This window comes from Burkholderia sp. FL-7-2-10-S1-D7 (genome assembly GCF_001524185.1).
Lineage (GTDB): Bacteria > Pseudomonadota > Gammaproteobacteria > Burkholderiales > Burkholderiaceae > Burkholderia > Burkholderia diffusa.
Genome location: NZ_LOWY01000074.1, coordinates 247,401 through 263,105, shown reverse-complemented (window position 1 = coordinate 263,105; position 15,705 = coordinate 247,401). Strand labels below are relative to the sequence as shown.

At 58.7% G+C, this 15,705-nt stretch carries 23 protein-coding genes and 1 tRNA gene; 21 read left to right on the top strand and 3 right to left on the bottom strand.

Annotated features, from left to right (window positions below):
* Positions 1-1,018: 1,018 nt before the first annotated feature.
* Positions 1,019-1,405, bottom strand: coding sequence for a hypothetical protein (locus WS75_RS33820; RefSeq protein WP_059683677.1), 387 nt, complete (start codon positions 1,403-1,405; stop codon positions 1,019-1,021).
* A gap of 71 nt (positions 1,406-1,476) precedes the next feature.
* On the opposite strand from WS75_RS33820, the gene WS75_RS23560 reads away from it, so the two are divergent.
* Positions 1,477-1,716, top strand: a complete 240-nt coding sequence (locus tag WS75_RS23560) for a transcriptional regulator (RefSeq protein WP_059683751.1) — start codon at positions 1,477-1,479, stop codon at positions 1,714-1,716.
* 206 nt (positions 1,717-1,922) lie between these two features.
* On the opposite strand, the gene WS75_RS23555 is transcribed toward WS75_RS23560, so the two are convergent.
* Together WS75_RS23555 and WS75_RS23545 are read right to left on the bottom strand one after the other, a co-directional pair.
* A complete protein-coding gene (locus WS75_RS23555; RefSeq protein ID WP_059683674.1) occupies positions 1,923-2,408 on the bottom strand; it encodes a hypothetical protein in 486 nt (161 codons plus the stop codon).
* 178 nt (positions 2,409-2,586) lie between these two features.
* Positions 2,587-2,772 (bottom strand): hypothetical protein, encoded by a 186-nt coding sequence (locus WS75_RS23545; protein WP_059683667.1) that lies wholly within the window; start codon positions 2,770-2,772, stop codon positions 2,587-2,589.
* Between the two features lie 161 nt (positions 2,773-2,933).
* Between WS75_RS23545 and WS75_RS23540 the strand changes: the two genes are divergently transcribed.
* The 20 genes from WS75_RS23540 to WS75_RS23460 all read left to right on the top strand — a co-directional run bounded on the left by WS75_RS23540 (position 2,934) and on the right by WS75_RS23460 (position 15,659).
* The gene (locus WS75_RS23540) at positions 2,934-3,233 is read left to right on the top strand and encodes a DNA-binding protein (RefSeq protein ID WP_081056699.1); all 300 of its coding nucleotides are present in this window, start codon (positions 2,934-2,936) and stop codon (positions 3,231-3,233) included.
* An 82-nt stretch (positions 3,234-3,315) separates the two neighbouring features.
* Positions 3,316-3,489: a hypothetical protein gene (locus WS75_RS33815; protein ID WP_156429861.1), complete on the top strand. Its 174-nt coding sequence runs from the start codon at positions 3,316-3,318 to the stop codon at positions 3,487-3,489.
* Positions 3,490-3,499: 10 nt separating this feature from the next.
* Positions 3,500-4,306 carry a ParB/RepB/Spo0J family partition protein gene (locus WS75_RS23535; RefSeq protein WP_059683665.1) on the top strand — a complete coding sequence of 269 codons (807 nt, stop codon included), beginning with the start codon at positions 3,500-3,502 and terminating at the stop codon, positions 4,304-4,306.
* Positions 4,303-5,310 (top strand): helix-turn-helix domain-containing protein, encoded by a 1,008-nt coding sequence (locus WS75_RS23530; protein ID WP_059683662.1) that lies wholly within the window; start codon positions 4,303-4,305, stop codon positions 5,308-5,310. Before WS75_RS23535 ends, WS75_RS23530 begins: the two co-directional genes overlap by 4 nt.
* Before the next feature lie 169 nt (positions 5,311-5,479).
* On the top strand, positions 5,480-6,043 hold the full coding sequence (locus WS75_RS23525; RefSeq protein WP_059683660.1) for a hypothetical protein: 564 nt from the start codon (positions 5,480-5,482) through the stop codon (positions 6,041-6,043).
* Positions 6,043-6,375: a hypothetical protein gene (locus tag WS75_RS33810; protein ID WP_156429860.1), complete on the top strand. Its 333-nt coding sequence runs from the start codon at positions 6,043-6,045 to the stop codon at positions 6,373-6,375. The genes WS75_RS23525 and WS75_RS33810 overlap by 1 nt, the downstream gene beginning before the upstream one ends.
* The gene (locus WS75_RS32730) at positions 6,372-6,815 is read left to right on the top strand and encodes a nuclease domain-containing protein (RefSeq protein ID WP_082729713.1); all 444 of its coding nucleotides are present in this window, start codon (positions 6,372-6,374) and stop codon (positions 6,813-6,815) included. The genes WS75_RS33810 and WS75_RS32730 overlap by 4 nt, the downstream gene beginning before the upstream one ends.
* 62 nt (positions 6,816-6,877) lie before the next feature.
* Positions 6,878-7,150 carry a hypothetical protein gene (locus WS75_RS23520; protein ID WP_257129436.1) on the top strand — a complete coding sequence of 91 codons (273 nt, stop codon included), beginning with the start codon at positions 6,878-6,880 and terminating at the stop codon, positions 7,148-7,150.
* Positions 7,147-7,395 (top strand): hypothetical protein, encoded by a 249-nt coding sequence (locus WS75_RS23515; protein WP_059683655.1) that lies wholly within the window; start codon positions 7,147-7,149, stop codon positions 7,393-7,395. Before WS75_RS23520 ends, WS75_RS23515 begins: the two co-directional genes overlap by 4 nt.
* A 44-nt stretch (positions 7,396-7,439) precedes the next feature.
* A complete protein-coding gene (locus WS75_RS23510) occupies positions 7,440-7,874 on the top strand; it encodes a hypothetical protein (protein ID WP_059683653.1) in 435 nt (144 codons plus the stop codon).
* Between the two features lie 325 nt (positions 7,875-8,199).
* Positions 8,200-8,739, top strand: coding sequence for a hypothetical protein (locus tag WS75_RS33805; protein ID WP_156429859.1), 540 nt, complete (start codon positions 8,200-8,202; stop codon positions 8,737-8,739).
* Position 8,740: 1 nt separating this feature from the next.
* A complete protein-coding gene (locus WS75_RS23500) occupies positions 8,741-9,202 on the top strand; it encodes a hypothetical protein (RefSeq protein WP_156429858.1) in 462 nt (153 codons plus the stop codon).
* Between the two features lie 539 nt (positions 9,203-9,741).
* A complete protein-coding gene (locus tag WS75_RS23495; RefSeq protein ID WP_059683647.1) occupies positions 9,742-10,041 on the top strand; it encodes an H-NS histone family protein in 300 nt (99 codons plus the stop codon).
* Positions 10,042-10,183: 142 nt separating this feature from the next.
* Positions 10,184-10,260: transfer RNA gene (locus WS75_RS23490), tRNA-Met, on the top strand.
* A gap of 275 nt (positions 10,261-10,535) precedes the next feature.
* Positions 10,536-10,892, top strand: coding sequence for an HNH endonuclease (locus WS75_RS23485; RefSeq protein WP_059683645.1), 357 nt, complete (start codon positions 10,536-10,538; stop codon positions 10,890-10,892).
* Between the two features lie 148 nt (positions 10,893-11,040).
* On the top strand, positions 11,041-11,526 hold the full coding sequence (locus WS75_RS23480) for a phage terminase small subunit P27 family (protein ID WP_059683643.1): 486 nt from the start codon (positions 11,041-11,043) through the stop codon (positions 11,524-11,526).
* 9 nt (positions 11,527-11,535) lie between these two features.
* Entirely contained in the window at positions 11,536-13,248 is a 1,713-nt protein-coding gene (locus WS75_RS23475; RefSeq protein WP_059683641.1) for a terminase large subunit, read from the top strand.
* The gene (locus tag WS75_RS23470) at positions 13,245-13,430 is read left to right on the top strand and encodes a hypothetical protein (protein WP_059683638.1); all 186 of its coding nucleotides are present in this window, start codon (positions 13,245-13,247) and stop codon (positions 13,428-13,430) included. Before WS75_RS23475 ends, WS75_RS23470 begins: the two co-directional genes overlap by 4 nt.
* Before the next feature lie 4 nt (positions 13,431-13,434).
* Positions 13,435-14,694 (top strand): phage portal protein, encoded by a 1,260-nt coding sequence (locus WS75_RS23465; protein ID WP_059683636.1) that lies wholly within the window; start codon positions 13,435-13,437, stop codon positions 14,692-14,694.
* Entirely contained in the window at positions 14,691-15,659 is a 969-nt protein-coding gene (locus WS75_RS23460) for a S49 family peptidase (RefSeq protein WP_059683634.1), read from the top strand. The genes WS75_RS23465 and WS75_RS23460 overlap by 4 nt, the downstream gene beginning before the upstream one ends.
* Positions 15,660-15,705 lie beyond the last annotated feature (46 nt).

Here is a 15,705-nt window from a genome sequence, read left to right as displayed (position 1 = left end):
TCATAGATTCGTTATCCGAAATATATTGAGGCCGGGTAGATTCCTGGCGGCCTGACTGCGCTCAACGAACGGCACTGGCGATCAATGCCGTGCGATCAGCGCGGTCGAAACTCTCAAGGGCGCGCACTCGACGTCCTGTTTGCGCTGCAGGTCGGTTGATTGGTGCGGAGGATCCGCGTTCGAATGCGCGCACTTGAGAGCGTGGTTCGCAACAGCGTTCAGGGAGGGAGCCTCGGTTCCACCACGAGGAGACCGTATGCCCTTACGGGCAGTTTAGAGCCGCCGCGACGGCTTGAGGCACCCTCACTGAAAGCTGTTGCATCGCTCGCGCGCCCGGCTACTCCCGACTGTGCCGGCTCCGGGCCGCGCGAGGTTTGTGTCGATTACGACGCCATCGGACACGTGTTGCTGGCTGTCTTGCATCAGGCTCGTTCGAAGCACAGCGGCTTTCCGCTATGTCCGCCCTGACTCACGACGCAGATCGCGCCGGCCTGTCGCTTGCGTGAGCAAGCTCGGCTTACCTTCGATTGTTAGAGAGCGATCCGCTTGGGGCGGTGCCGCAGCGTTTCGTGACTGCGTTGAGACGGATATTAGAAAACACTAAACTCACAGTCAAGTAAATTCTGTACTTTTGGCATGAGCGACCACACCGCGCTTCGGCTAACGCGAGACGCGCATTAAGTACATGCTGAATTTTTGGTTGAAAGGTGTGTGTGAACTTGGCTAAACTACTGTACATGCATACAGTAATTTGAGATAAATACGGCGAGGGTACGTGTGCGATACGACGAAGATAGGGCGGGGTTGCGATGCAAACCGGGCGATCTGGCGATCGTCACGAAATGCAGCGTGAAAGAAAGGATTGGATTGCTCGTCCGAGTGGTCGAGCGACACGGCGGTGCAGGTTTCGATTGGCTGACTGAGTTGCTTGGGCCCGGTGTTGTCGCCCGGGATCTGAACACCGGAAGGGTGTGCCGATGTACATCGGCACTCATGCATGACTGGAATCTCACACCGATCAGCGGCTTGGATCTTCCACGTCAAATGTGCCGCCCTGAGGACGAGTCAGCGAACCAAAGACCCTGAGCGTTTCCTTCAACGCATTAAAGACATCTGGCGACAACCCAACTTTGTCAGCGGCGGCAATCGCATCGATGAGGGATCTGGCCTCCGGGCTGACATCGAGCGGGGACGGTGATGCTGCATTCCGCTCTTCAATGTCGGCGCTCGGTAGATCCAAGTAGCCGTCGCCCATGCCGTACTCGGCCTCGAGGCGTCGAGCCGCTCGCTCTCCAAATGACGTCCCTCCAAGCAACTGAGAGAAGTAGCTCTTCTCTTTGCTAGGAACACCATGCTGCTCAGTCCAGCGGCGCAAATTCGCCCGGCGAATGTCTTGGATCGTCATGTCCAAAGTTTAGACTCTTCTAAATTAGTATTCACTTGACCGTCGGTTTAGCGTCAACTAAACTGCCGATCATGAACCTCAAAGAATTCATCTCGACGAGCGAGCGCGGCACGGCTTCGAAGCTGGCTGCGTTCCTTGGTGTTTCCTCATCGTATCTATCTCAGATGGCGTCCGGACTAAGCGCAATCTCTGAAAAGAGGTGCGTTCAGATCGAGAAATTCAGCGAGGGGCGGCTTTCGCGTCGCGACCTTCGTCCGGACGACTGGCATCTGATCTGGCCCGAACTCGCTCAAAAGGAGGAGATCGTATGAAGCGCCTGTATGCACGTCTGGTCTCTGGTTCGACCGTCCGAAGCCCGGTCCCTGGATGGAGAGCACCCGAGTGAACATTCCCTTCGACTCCATTGTGTTTGCAAATGGGCATGTAGTCATAGAGTCGTCCAGTGAGTTGATCGAATTCTGGGTTGAACTCGGACCTGAGGTTGGCTGGGGCCGATTCGAGCGCTTACCAGGGCCTATCACGAACCGATGTGAAGAGCCGTTTGTACTGCGTGAAGTGCGCCCGGCGCGTGAGACAGCGCCAAGTCCAGTAGCTTCATCGTTAGGTGTTTTGTGGCGTCGGCAGGCAGTGATCGAAGCGCATCGACGAATCGAGGCTTATCGCCGGCAGGTAGATCGGATTCCATGATCTTCGATTCGATGAGCGACTTGATTGTGTCTTCGTGCAGCTTGATCGTCACGACGCCGAGGATTGCAGAGAGACCACCATCCTCAGCAAGGAAATCCATCCCGTCTTTTGTGATGCGCGCTGGCTGGTAGTGGAAGGAGCTATCGAGATTGGGTTTCGCGGAATCAGTGATTAACCCGTGTTCCGCCAAGTAGTAGAGGTTCGCTGAACGCGCTTCTTCGGATACATCGCCAACGAGTTCAGCATGTCCCAGAGAAGGGTAAATCTCAGCAAGTGCCGTCAAGACTTCCTTTTGATATTCGCGGTCGAGTTTCATCGGGATCTCAATATGGAGATGGGTTCAATGGAAGAGGGTTGTGTGAAGCGCCTGTACACACGTGTGGTCCGCTGGCTAATCCGGCCGGCGCTCGAAGATGTCGAGCGCCGGATGACCGCGAAAATCGAAAGCGAGACTGCATCTCGGATCGACGGCGATATGAGCCTATGGGCGCGTATTACGCGCCAGTAACTCGTTTCCATTCGGCAATGGCGAGTTCCTCAATCTCGACGATGGTCAGGTTCCGGACGTCAGACTGAGGAAGCTGCACCGGAAGCTGTGTAAGCGGATCAGCGCCCTCGACAGTCAGTATTGCGCTGGGTTGTGCGCCGTCAAGGAAGACAGATTTGAGTTTCAGTTTCATGAGGGTTCCCCGTATCGGAATGGTTGTGTGAGAGCTGCTAATTCTACAGATAGGGCCGGAACCCTCGCCTTAGTCCGATCTGCATCGAGATTCGATGCTTGAAGTTTAGAAAAATCGACCTTCAAGGTCATTCAATCAGATTTGAACGGAGTTGAGTTGCTATGAGCACCATTGAGGTTATCCGGAAACCGAGCATCGAGCGGGCATTCCGGGAAGCGTTGAGCGATCCGCGCAGCCGCGGGCCGGTGGCAGATGCGCTCGGCTGGGACGACTCGCAGGTGAGCCGATTCCTGTCGGGGAACCTTGGCGTTCCGATCAACAAGATCGACGCCGGGCTGAATGCGCTCGAACTGCGCGTGGTCTCGCGGGAGTATCTGGACGGGCTGTCGACGATGAGCAAGGTCGGCGTGAACTGCCACTGCGCACGTGAAGGTTTCGGGGAGTGTGGCGGCCGGTGGTGATGTAAGCGACGGGCCCGGGTAAAAGCGTTTTCGACGGAGAACGTTTCTATACGGGTTCAGTAATCCTAATAGATCGAGATTTATGGAAACCACGCAGATCAACCAATCGGCCGATACGCATGAGCGGAACGAGATCGGCTCCCACGAAGTGCGGCGCATAGTGCGCGACGCCAGCCAACACCCGACGTATCCGCGCAAGTGTCTGTCGTGCGGCGCGCTCGAATCTCTCGACGGCTCCGTGCCGTGCGGTCACTGAGGATCCTCGAATGGCAAAAAATTCCATCGACGTCTACGGAGCGAAGGGCAAGGGAAACGCGCTCGACTTCGATCCCGACAAGCTCATGCTTGTAATCGATCCGGCTCATCCGCTCTTTGACGAGCGGGTTCATTGGCCGGTCGACGAGAGCATGGTCCGCAACATCATGTTCCAAGGCGTGATCCAGCCGATTGAGGTGACGAAAGATCCGGATACCGGTGAGGTGCAGGTTGTCACCGGGCGGCAACGCGTAAAGGCTGCCCGGGAAGCGAATCGTCGATTGATCGATCGTGGCGATCCGCCGATCACGGTGCCAGGAATTGTCCGCCGTCTCGCGCGCAACGAGCGCGCATCGGTATTGTCGGCCGCGATCGCCAGCGAGAACGCGATCCGGCAACAAGAGACACCGCTTTCCATGGCGGCGAAGATGGCGCGCCAGCTGCGCATGCGGTCCGAGGACGATGTAGCAATTCTGTTTGGGTGCAACGTCCAGACAGTTCGCGTGACCGTAGCTTTGCTCGACTGCTGCGAGGACGTTCAGAAGGCCGTCGACACCGGGCAGATCAATGTCACGCATGCGCGAGCGTTGGGGAAGCTTGAGCCTGCCGAACAGCGTGCAAAGGTGAAAGTCGTTATTGCGGCTGGGGAAGGCAAGCAAGGGCATGAACGGTCGCGCGCGCAGAAAGCCGCGCTGACCGGCAATGCAGCCCCTCGCATGCGTACCCGAAAGCAGATTGCCGCGGAACTGGCGACGGCGACGGGCGAGCGCGCGGACGCTCTCCGGTGGGTGCTCGGCATGGTCGACGAGGCCGCATGAGCATCAAGGTCCAAACGATGGTGTGGGACCGGTATCCGGGCGAGGACCATGAGCTGTTGCTTGCCCTGAAACTGGCCGACTACTGCGACGACAACGGGGAGCACATTTTCCCGAGCATCGAGACGATGGCCGAAAAGACGCGCCGCTCGGCGCGCGCAGTTCAGTACCAAATCAAGAGCATGGTGGAGCGCGGCTGGTTGATCCTGGTCGCGAATGCGGCTGGCGGCCGTGGCCGTGCCTGCGAATACCGCATCAATCCCGACTGGATAAACGGTGCAGAGATTGCACCCATTTCCGCTGGCTCAAAGGGTGCAACGAATGCACCCATTGAAAAGGGTGCAACGGGCAGCAAAAAGGGTGCAGCGAGAGACACAAAGGGTGCAACGGGTTTCGCAAAAGGGTGCAATGGGTTGCACCCGATTCACCATGAACCACCACAGGAACCATCAGAGAACCACCAAGGCGCACGGCGTGCGCCGCGAGTTGCGTCGCATGCCGAGCTCCGCTCGATCGAACTGCCCGACTGGCTGACGTTCGAGGATTGGGACATGTGGTGTGAGCACCGCGAGGCAAAGCACAAAGACGCCCCGTGGACTCGCCCGGCGGCAACCGTATCGATCCGGAAGCTGGCGAAGCTGCGTTCGCTGGGGCAAGACCCGACGGCATGCATCGAAGAGGCAGTGCTGCGTGGCTGGACGGGCCTGTTCCCGCTGAAAGGGGACGTGGCCGCGACGTCATCGGGTGCTGGCATCACTGTCGCACCGGACTGGTGGAAGACCGCGCCGGGCATCCGCGAGAGAGGCAAGCAGCTTGGTATTGAGGAAAAACCGAATCAGGTGTTCGAGCAGTACAAGGCGCGGGTGTTCAAGGCAGCCGGACCAGGCGAGTGGATGGAGGACATGCTGCGCACGGTTAGCCGCGAGAGCGAAGAGCGCTACGAATCGCTGTACGCCTATTTCAACGACATTCCGCGCGAACAGGTCGCGCAGCAGGCAGCGGAATGACGGCCGGCGAGTGTCGCGAGCGGTTCATGGCAGCGGTGCGCGACGCCCGGGCCGGTCGGAATGGGAAGGCGCACGCGCTCATCACATCGGTGCGCGAACGCTTTGGAAATGCGGCAGCCGAGACGGCGCGCCGTGAGTTGAAGAATTACGTGGATAGCGACAGGAAGGCATGACGAAACGAACAACCTGGCCGATGCGGGTCGACGCCGCTGTGAAAACGGTTGGTACGGCTCGCGTTCGCGATGACTCGCGCCCGAAGATGACGGCGGCACAGAAGGCAGTGTTCGATGCGACGGGCAATCGGCCGCAAGTCGACGCAGGTTTCGACGATATCGGCGACGGGATCGGTGCGCCGTCCGTGCTGACGCCGGCATACCGCCAGCCCGACGCCAAGGAGCGCATGCAAGCACTCGGGCGCCTGAGGACCGGCGAGATGAACAAGACCGAGCAGCGGTACGCCGATCACCTTGAGGCGCGGAAGCAGGCGGGCGAGATCGCTTGGTATCGCTTCGAGGGCATCAAGTTCCGGCTCGCTGACAACACGTTCTACACGCCGGACTTCGCGGTGATGCTCGTCAACGGCCAGCTCGAGGCGCATGAGGTCAAGGGGCACTGGCAAGACGACGCGCGCGTGAAGGTGAAGGTCGCCGCGGATCAGTACCCGGTGCGGTTCATTGCGGTGAAGGCCGGTCGTGCAAGGGACGGCGGTGGTTGGCAAACGGAGGAATTCTGATGAGCGGCGAAAAGATGAGCTTCACGCAACGATGCATCTGTGAGCGCCTTGGAGAAAGTCCCGGCATTACGTTGCGGGCGCTTTCATCGCAGCTCCGATCCACGCCTGACAGCATGAAGCGCACTGTGAACCGTCTGATTTCTACCGGGTATATCAGGCTGGGGCGGCGGGGCAGGAAAGGTTACGAGTTGCATCTCACTGGCAAAGCGTTCCCAGCATCAAACGAGGTGATACCGGCCGATAAACGCCGGCATGTCGCGTTCGAGGTGGGAATTGCCACGGTCATTCCGGCAATACGCGCGATGGTCGATGTTGGGCGAGCGTCGGCATGAAGCGCTCAGGATTCAAACCGCGCACGAAGCCGATGTCGCGAGGGTCATGGTCCCGGAAGAGTTCGCCGTTGCCGGGAGCGGCCCCGCAGCAGGTGACGAAGAGGCGCCGCCCGAGACGACCGACCGTCGCAGAAGGTTCGAGGTATCTGGAGGCCTGCCGCGGCGAGCCCTGTTATCTGCGCGTGCCAGGCCTTTGTCGGCGGAATCCAATCGACGAAACCGTGGTGCCGTGCCACTCGAACCAATCGCGCCACGGGAAGGCTGGGGCTATGAAGGCGAAAAACGAATTCACGGTTCCCGGCTGCAGCGCGTGTCACGCGTGGATTGATCAGAACCGCGTTGGTACACCCAAGCAGGTCAAGTTCGATGTGTGGGATCGGGCATTTGAGGAATGGGAGCCGGTTCGGTCCCGAAAGATGGGAGAGGCAAATTGCCAGTGAGGATGTGGGTGCATATCCCAGCGGGGTTGCGTAGTACGCCCCGTAAGCGCGGCATGGGGGCGATGGTCATCACCGAGATCACGCGAAAGATCGATGCGACTGTATTTCGGCTGGCGCGCATTCCGACCGTGAAGCGGCAACTGGTAGCTGCGGTTGAGGCGGACGTGTTCGTTCCTGAGATGTACCGAACGCATATCGCGAAGGGCGATCCGCGCTGGGTCGCGCCGGGCGTGTTCCGAACGAAGCTGTATTGGGTGGACAACCAGAAGTCGCGTGTGCTCGGGCAGTTCCTCGCCAGTGGAGCACGCGAAATCGACCTGAGGGATGAGACATGAGTGCTGCCGCGTGCATCTTATACAGCGACGTGCCTGAGCGGCTTCTGATCTCGGCGATTCGTCACTTCGATGGGCTAACGGGAGCGGATCTCATCGCGTTCGACGAATGCCCATTCTCAGGAGAGGTCACCGAGACGGAGCTTGGAACGCAGGTCTCGTTTCCATGGCCCCGTAACCGGACGATGCGTCATGCGATCGGTGACTGGCTCACGCATCACGGCATCAACTTCACCGTCGTCATGTAACGACGAATCACCGGCCACTCAAGCAAATCGAAAACGGGAACAACATGACGATCGACGAAAGCAACCAGATCGAAGAACTGCTCTGCGAATGGTATGACTGGCAGGCAGGGTATGTGCCGAGCCTTGGCTATGGGCGCATCGATCCGTCGTGCCGTGGCTTCTCCGAAGACGAACGCACGCTGACGTCCGACGAGCGCGCGGAAGAGGCAGACCGGAAGGCGGCGAAGAAGCGGGCGGAACAGGTCGACGTGTGCGTTGACGCTCTGACGTGGCAGGAGCGCGCAGCAATCCAGCGACACATGAAGGCGAAGCGAATCGGCGCAATGAACGAAGCATGCCGCGCAAAAGTCTGGAGCAATCCGCGCGGACTCGACCTGTCGGACGCGCATGCGAGCTATCAGGCGGCGAAGGTAGCGCTGTATCCGCGCGTGAAAGCGCGTGGCCTCTTGAGGGAGCCACACCCGGCTCAACGCGCGTAAGGCTATACCTCGTCTCTCTAATGGCGTCACCTCATCGGGCCGTGTTCGACCTACGACGGTCGTTCGTGCGAGTTGCAGCCAAAATTGCAAGGAGTTCGGAAAGCTTCGTCCTTGAGAGTCGGTTCAATCAGGTCAGTTTGCTTCACCTGTTTGGTAGGACACACTTCTAAGCTGTCCAACATTCGAGTTAACCATCACTGCCGATATCTCACGCACCTCCTATAGTCACTTACGCACCGTAAGATTGCGCCGAGGTTGGTGTTTCACGGTTGGGATTAGTTCACCGATATCGCCTCGATTCTGAATAAAAATTCTTGAGGATGAAATGGAACTAACACGGGAAGCGCTACAGAAGGAAACGGACGCCGTATTGGATGCCATAACACACCCGGCTTTTTTGGAACAGATGCAGTCATTCCGGGCGACTCCTATCGAGGACCGTTACGAAATGGCCGCTGTGAATCTGACGCCCGACGCGCTGAAGTCACTTGGCGTGCCGATGCCGCCAGAGATGCGTGTTTCAAGCCGAGTGTTCGAAGAGGGGGAGTATGGAAATCGAGCAAGTGTCGATATAGAACAAGGTCGGAGAATTATCTCGCTTCTCGCCAAAAACCGTCCCGATGCTCTTCCGTCGCTTAAAGATAATTATCCGGACTTGTATCTGGATTTGGCTAATATTCTCGGGGGAGACGGAAAAGAAATACAAATAGAGATGCCGGACAAATGGTCTCCAATGCCGAGACAATTGGGGATTCCACAGAACGATCTTGGTGTTAAAAAGAATATAGACCCTGAGGCCGGGAAGTGGGCCTGTGCATGCGGCGGCGCCGCCACCGCCTGTGGTGGCGCCGGCGGGGGAGACTAAGATGGCGAAGCCTATTCCTGCTGATCTACGTGCCGTCATGCGTGTTCACTATGACACGCTGATAGACTTTGTTCTTAATCCAAGCTTCAAAGCGCTCCTTGATCAACTGTACGATCTACCGATTGAAGATCGGCCCGAGTTTGTGCGCAATACCATCCTTAATCCCACGGCCTTAGCAGACGCTGGTATCGATGTCCCTGATGGCATACTCATTCAACGATCATCCTTCGGGGACGGCCGACCGACGCTCTTCGTAGTCAAGCGTTATTTGCCACCTGACTACCAAGTTGCGTGGGAAAACGTGAATTTGACGTTCGACCTTTACCATACAAAGGATGAAGTGTTGCAGGGTGAAGCAGCATGGAAAACTCCGATTCCTGTTGAAGTGCAGGCCGCCTTGTATGCAATGAACGCGACGACAGCAGATATTGTCGCGTACAACGGTGGCAATCCAATCGTCTAGCCGCGCTTCTGATGGCGCCGACTGTTCGCAGTTTCTCCAACTCCGTTACAGGCCGTCGGCGCCATTCTGATGGTTGGCTACATGCAAAGGGATTAATTGCTTTTGACCATTACCTGGAGGATGCCGGGGCGGCTCACGTTGGGCCACCCGTTCTCGGTGGTTTGATGGCCGCTTGCACAATAGACCAGTCGTCTGAGTGTCCAAGACGGACGTCGGACGAGCGTCCCGTTCTGGCCGAGATGAATCATTCGATCTGGAGCTGTCTGTTTGGTCTGACGCAGACTGATACACATAAAGTACTTGTAAACCCCTTCTCGTTTCGCTAGATTGACGACCTCGGGCGCGAGGTGCGCCTAAATGAAGCCCACCCGGGAAGCCGCGTGGGCTTCTTCGTTACTGTCCCTCTGAAATTCAAGTCGTGCGGTTTCCTGCGGGTAACTGAGGTTTCCATTGGAATCCGCACTTGCAGGATATCGATGTGCTCCTTCGCTTAAGCCAAAGGGTCTATCATATGCACAACACAACAATTGGAGGAATGCATGGCAACCTACAAGGAACTGAAAGCCCAAGCGGAGGCATTGGCTGAGAAAGCAGAAGCTGCTCGCCTAGCTGAGTTTCAGGTCGTTGTCGAAGAGATCCGTGCCAAGGTCGCGGAATACGGCATTACCGAGAAAGACATTTTCGGTGCGCGTCGTGGCAAGTCAGGAACGCAAACGAAGGCGCCAACGGAGGCGAAGTACCGCGATCCGAAGACCGGCGCGACCTGGTCGGGCCGTGGCCGCGCGCCGGCCTGGATCAAGGATGCCAAGAATCGGAATCGATTCCTGATCCAAGAGTAAATTAACTTGGGGGTTGTAAACTCGCTCGCGTTTCGTTATATTGACGACGTCGGGCGCGAGGTGCGTCCAAGCGAAGCCCGCAAGCGAAAGCAAGCGGGCTTTTTTGATTGCAGTGATGCGCAATTTCGCCTACAATCGCGGCCGCGGGGTGGAGCAGTCTGGCAGCTCGTCGGGCTCATAACCCGAAGGTCATAGGTTCAAATCCTATCCCCGCAACCAACAGCGAAGCCCGCTCTGCGACAGCAAGCGGGCTTTTTGCTTTGTGCCATCACGTGATCGAGTGGCATTTGAGGCGGGGTGTAAGTTGAAGGCCGAAGATGACTCGAGAGGCTTGCCTGGTTGGCTGGGCATTGACCCGGGTTGGACCGCCCGCCTGACCTTGTCGGCTGGAGTTGGTAGTTCGAATCTCATTACCCGACCATTTATTGAAGCCCGCAAGGTGAAAGCCTCGCGGGCTTTTTCGTTTATGCGTCCAATCCGCATAAGGTACGTCTATGCCCGCCCGACCGATGAAGCCCTGCAAGCACCGGGGATGCGGTGCGCTCGTCGCGGATGGTAAGTCGCACTGCGATCAGCACGTGCACGAGGCCGTCAAGTGGAAGCCGGATGCAGCGCGCGGCAACCGGCATGCGCGGGGATACGGCAGCGCGTGGGAAAAGATCAGATTGCGCATCTTGCGTCGCGACTGCGGTCTTTGTCAGCCGTGCTTGCAGGTTGGGCGAGTGACGACGGCGACTGCGGTCGACCACGTGGTTTCGAAAGCGCGAGGCGGAACTGACCGCGACGAGAACCTGCAAGCAATCTGTCGCGACTGTCATGCGACGAAGACGGCGCGCGAGCGGCTGCAGTGACGCGGGCGCGGTCGAGCCCTGTCGTCGACCGCCCGGCGGGCGGGGCAGGTGGGGAGGGGGGTGAAAAAGTCTGAGAGGCGTCGCCTTCGGGACCGCCCGCCTCGTCGAATTTTTACGCCCGCGAAATTAAAAATTCAGGAGTTGGCCAATGGGAGGTATAGCGTCAGTGCCGGGTCGGGGCAGAAAGCCCAAGCCGACCGCACGGAAAGTCGCTGCGGGAAATCCCGGCAAACGTGCGCTGAATAAGGACGAGCCGGATTTCGGCTTGGTCACGAACATCGAGCCGCCAGAATGGATTTGCGACGAGGCGCGTGACATGTGGGAGCGCGTTGTTCCGCTGCTTTGCGGGCAAAAAATCTTGCAAGTGACCGACCTGCACATTGTCGAAATCTTCTGTGCGGCCTACGGCAACTGGCGTACTGCTCAGGACGAGTTGACTCGCAACGGCCCTGTTGTTGACAGCTCGCAAGGCAGTCCGATGAAGAATCCGGCCGCGACCGTTGTGAAGGAGGCTGCGGCGCAAATGGCTAGCTTCGGCGCAATGCTAGGGCTCGACCCGGCGAGCCGGCAGCGCCTGGTCGGCGCGAAACCGAAAACACCAGACAACCCCTTCGCGAAGCTGCTCGGCAAATGATTGAAAGACATGGCGACGAATTTCCCGCGCGTAGAGCAGGGGCTCAAGTTCGCGCGAGAAGTCGTTCGTGGCAAGCGCGCGGCTTGCCGGTATGTGCAACTTGCTTGCAAGCGCCACCTTGACGACCTTGCGGCGAGCCGAAAGAAGGATTTCCGCTGGAAGTTCGATCCGGAAGCCGCTGAGCGAAAGCTCGAGCTCATTGAACTGCTGCCGCACACGAAAGGCGAGTGGGCATTCAAGGGGCAATCGGTAACGCTGGAGCCGTGGCAGAAGTTCGGCTTGATGGCGACCTTCGGGTGGCTCAACAAACGCACCGGCAAGCGCAGGTTTCGCGAGAGCTACTGGGAGGTACCGAGAAAGAACGGCAAATCCGTGATCGCGGCCGGCGTCGGTATCGGGATGTTCGTGCTTGATGACGAGTTTGGCGCGGAGGTTTATTCGGGTGCGACATCTGAAAAGCAGGCATGGGAAGTTTTTCGGCCGGCGCAGTTGATGGTCAAGCGCTCGCCGATGCTCATCGAATCGGCTGGAATCGAGGTCAATGCCTCGAACATGAATAAGCCGGCCGATGGGAGTCGATTCGAGCCGATCATAGGCAACCCCGGCGATGGCGCGTCGCCCTCGTGCGCGATTGTGGACGAGTATCACGAGCACGACAGCGCCGCACTGTACGAAACGATGCTGACCGGCATGGGCGCGCGTCGTCAGCCGCTCATGTTCATCATCACGACGGCCGGCGCGAACATCGAAGGCCCCTGCTTCGACAAGCGTCGGCAGGTGATTGAAATGCTCGAGGGGACGGTTCCCGACGACGAGCTTTTCGGGTGGATCTGGACGATTGACGAAGGTGACGATTGGACCGATCCGCGCGTGCTGGCGAAGGCGAATCCGAATATCGGAGTTTCTGTCTACCAGGAGTATCTGGAGAGCCAGCAGCAGCGCGCGATCAAGTCGGCGCGATTCACAAACACGTTCAAGACGAAGCATCTGAACGTCTGGACGTCGGCGAAGACGGGCTATTTCAACCTCGAAGACTGGAAGGCCTGCGAAGACCGCACGCTGACCCTTGAACAGTTCGAGGGACAAGACTGCGTGCTCGCGCTCGACATGGCGCGCAAGCTCGACTTGAACAGCATGGCGCGGCTTTTGTGGCGCGACATCGACGGGCGGCGGCACTACTTTTGTGTCGCGCCGCGCTTCTGGGTGCCCGAGGACACCGTCCGCACCACCGAAAACCGCCGGATGGCGGAACGGTATCAGGCATGGGTCAATCAGGGCTTTCTCCTCGAAACGGACGGTGCAGAGATCGACTATCGCGACATCCTGGAAGAGGCGAAGGATGCGAACCGGGTGTGCCCGGTGCAATGCACGCCACTCGACCCGCATGGCGCAACGAACCTATCTCATCAGCTCGAGGACGAAGGGCTGACGCCGGTCACGATCGTGCAGAACTACACGAACATGTCGGACCCGATGAAGGAGTTGGAGGCGGCGATTACGTCAGGCCGGTTCCATCACGACGGCAACCCGATCATGACCTGGTGCGTCAGCAACGTTATCGGCAAGAACCTGCCGGGAAATGACGACGTCGTGCGCCCAATCAAGCAGGGCAACGACAACAAAATCGACGGCGCGGTTGCGCTGATCATGGCGATAGGTCGAGCCATGCTGGCCGATCGAGTCAATTCTGAGTCGATCTACGATCAAGGAGTAGGCGTTTGAATTCAATTGGCATTGCGGCCTGGGTGGCCGGCCTGCTCGGGTTTGCGCTGCTGGTCACGGGGGTTGTGCTGATCAGTCTGCCGATCGGGCTGATTGTTGCGGGTGTCCTGCTTCTGTTGTGGGCGCTCTTGGCGGATATGGCGGCGGCTCGTGTACCTCGAGCCGGGCAGCCGAAGGAGTAGCCCGATGTTCTTCAGTAGGCAATTGCTGTCCAGTGGCAGTCAGACGCAAATGAGCGGCGGAGGATGGCTGTCGGCACTGTTAGGTAGCGCCCGGTCGGATGCTGGTCAGGTGGTTACGCCGGCGAGCGCGTTGTCGCTGACGGTCTTGCAAAACTGCGTCACGCTGCTTTCGGAGAGCATCGCGCAGTTGCCGATCGAACTGTATGAACGTTCGGGCGACGACAGGAAGCCGGCAGTCGACCATCCGCTGTATTCGATCCTGAAGTACGAGCCGAACCCCTGGCAGACCCCATTTGAGTACCAGGAGCAGTCGCAGGTCGCGGCAGGTTTGCGCGGCAACAGCTACAGCTTCATCGATCGCGATCAGGACGGGGTTATCCAAGGGTTGTATCCGCTCGACAATGAGGCGGTGACGGTCATGAAGGGTTCGGACCTGATGCCCGTTTATCAAGTCTACGGTTCCGAACCGATGCCGAAGCGGCTGGTACATCACGTTCGCTGGATGTCGACCAACGGTTACACCGGATTGTCACCGGTTCTGCTGCATGCAAACGCAATCGGGCATGCACAAGCGATCCAACAGTACGCTGGAAAGTCGTTCATGAATGGCACCGCGCTATCGGGCGTTATCGAGAGGCCGAAAGAAAGTCCGGCGCTGAAGGATCAGGCCAGCGTGGACCGAATCACGGACGGCTGGAACGCGAAATTTGGCGGGTCGGGCAACGCGAAGAAAGTCGCTCTGTTGCAAGAAGGCATGACCTTCAAGCCGTTGTCGATGACGAACGTTGACGCAGCGCTGATCGACGCACTGCGCCTGTCGGCGCTCGACATCGCGCGGATCTACAAGATCCCGGCTCACATGGTGAACGAGCTCGAGCGGGCCACATTCAGCAATATCGAGCATCAGTCGCTCCAGTTCGTCATCTACACGCTGTTGCCGTGGGTCAAGCGGCACGAACAGGCGAAGATGCGCGACCTCTTGCTGCCTTCGGAGCGCAAGCAGTATTTCATCGAATACAACCTCGCGGGGCTGCTGCGCGGCGATCAATCGTCGCGGTACGCCGCGTATGCAGTCGGGCGCCAGTGGGGCTGGCTGTCGATCAACGACATCCGGCGGCTCGAAAACATGCCGCCGGTCAATGGCGGCGACATCTACCTGAGTCCGATGAACATGGTCGATGCGTCAAAGCCGCAGCAATTCCCCGCTGGCAAGACCGAGCCGACGAAAGCGGCGCTCGACGAAATTGGGAGGATCCTATCTTGAAGCCGCACCTCAGACTTGCAAGTCTGATTTTCAATCAACCGCAGCTCGTCACGGACCCGATGATGTCTCTCGCGGTTCAGTGGGCGAACCAGGCGCTCAACCTCAACATCGTCAACCTGACCGTGAACGGCGCGCAGCCGAAAATCATGGAGGATGACGACTACGACAGCGGTGCGCAGATGGCGGCGGCATCCGAGCGTCGGCGAGCGTTGGTTGCCGATACCGGCATGGACATCATTCCTGTGTCGGGGATCCTTGTGTCGCGTTCGGCGCACATGAATCCGTGCGAGCCGATGACCAGCTACGAGGGCTTGCGTTCCTCGGTGAATCAAGCGGTCGCTGATCCGGCTGTCGAGCACATCGTGCTCGATATCGACAGCAATGGCGGCAGCGCGACCGGTGCGTTCGAACTGGCTGACGACATTCGCGCCGCATCGCTGGTCAAGCCGATCACGGCCATCGTCAACTTTTCGGCCTTCTCGGGCGGCTATCTCATCGCGGCCGCGGCTTCGAAGGTGATCGTCAGCCGCACATCGGGCGTCGGTTCCATTGGCGTGATCGCCAACCATCTCGACGTCTCGCAGCGTGACCAGCAGCAGGGGATCAAGGTGACGTCAGTGTTTGCCGGTGATCACAAGAACGACCTGACGCCGCATGAGCCGCTGAGCGATCAGTCGCTATCGTTCCTTACCAGCATGGTGCAAAACAGCTACAAGCAGTTTGTCGATGCGATCGCGAACTTCCGTGGCTTGAGCACGCAGGCGGTGAAGGACACGCAGGCGGGCGTTTACTTCGGGCAGCAAGGCGTCGACGCCGGGCTGGCGGACAGCATCGAGACGCCTCAGGCAGCGATCAACCGGATCGCCGCCGAAGTACGGGCATCGCGAGCCGAGCGTCAGAGCGGGAGCGCCCGACGTAGTGTGTCGACCCGTGCGGTGGCGATGAATATGCGGGCGATGATGTAACCGTTCGCGAGAAATTGAATTTTCCAGATCAACACCAGAGCGCGTT

Coding starts and splice junctions, on each gene's coding strand:
- WS75_RS23495 (WP_059683647.1), top strand. CDS start 9,742: ATGGCAACCTACAAGGAACTGAAAGCCCAAGCGGAGGCATTGGCTGAG.
- WS75_RS23520 (WP_257129436.1), top strand. CDS start 6,878: ATGGTCATCACCGAGATCACGCGAAAGATCGATGCGACTGTATTTCGG.
- WS75_RS23480 (WP_059683643.1), top strand. CDS start 11,041: ATGGGAGGTATAGCGTCAGTGCCGGGTCGGGGCAGAAAGCCCAAGCCG.
- WS75_RS33820 (WP_059683677.1), bottom strand. CDS start 1,405: ATGACGATCCAAGACATTCGCCGGGCGAATTTGCGCCGCTGGACTGAG.
- WS75_RS23475 (WP_059683641.1), top strand. CDS start 11,536: ATGGCGACGAATTTCCCGCGCGTAGAGCAGGGGCTCAAGTTCGCGCGA.
- WS75_RS23510 (WP_059683653.1), top strand. CDS start 7,440: ATGACGATCGACGAAAGCAACCAGATCGAAGAACTGCTCTGCGAATGG.
- WS75_RS23525 (WP_059683660.1), top strand. CDS start 5,480: ATGACGAAACGAACAACCTGGCCGATGCGGGTCGACGCCGCTGTGAAA.
- WS75_RS23535 (WP_059683665.1), top strand. CDS start 3,500: ATGGCAAAAAATTCCATCGACGTCTACGGAGCGAAGGGCAAGGGAAAC.
- WS75_RS23500 (WP_156429858.1), top strand. CDS start 8,741: ATGGCGAAGCCTATTCCTGCTGATCTACGTGCCGTCATGCGTGTTCAC.
- WS75_RS32730 (WP_082729713.1), top strand. CDS start 6,372: ATGAAGCGCTCAGGATTCAAACCGCGCACGAAGCCGATGTCGCGAGGG.
- WS75_RS23465 (WP_059683636.1), top strand. CDS start 13,435: ATGTTCTTCAGTAGGCAATTGCTGTCCAGTGGCAGTCAGACGCAAATG.
- WS75_RS33805 (WP_156429859.1), top strand. CDS start 8,200: ATGGAACTAACACGGGAAGCGCTACAGAAGGAAACGGACGCCGTATTG.
- WS75_RS33815 (WP_156429861.1), top strand. CDS start 3,316: ATGGAAACCACGCAGATCAACCAATCGGCCGATACGCATGAGCGGAAC.
- WS75_RS23560 (WP_059683751.1), top strand. CDS start 1,477: ATGAACCTCAAAGAATTCATCTCGACGAGCGAGCGCGGCACGGCTTCG.
- WS75_RS23540 (WP_081056699.1), top strand. CDS start 2,934: ATGAGCACCATTGAGGTTATCCGGAAACCGAGCATCGAGCGGGCATTC.
- WS75_RS23545 (WP_059683667.1), bottom strand. CDS start 2,772: ATGAAACTGAAACTCAAATCTGTCTTCCTTGACGGCGCACAACCCAGC.
- WS75_RS23555 (WP_059683674.1), bottom strand. CDS start 2,408: ATGAAACTCGACCGCGAATATCAAAAGGAAGTCTTGACGGCACTTGCT.
- WS75_RS23515 (WP_059683655.1), top strand. CDS start 7,147: ATGAGTGCTGCCGCGTGCATCTTATACAGCGACGTGCCTGAGCGGCTT.
- WS75_RS23530 (WP_059683662.1), top strand. CDS start 4,303: ATGAGCATCAAGGTCCAAACGATGGTGTGGGACCGGTATCCGGGCGAG.
- WS75_RS33810 (WP_156429860.1), top strand. CDS start 6,043: ATGAGCGGCGAAAAGATGAGCTTCACGCAACGATGCATCTGTGAGCGC.
- WS75_RS23485 (WP_059683645.1), top strand. CDS start 10,536: ATGCCCGCCCGACCGATGAAGCCCTGCAAGCACCGGGGATGCGGTGCG.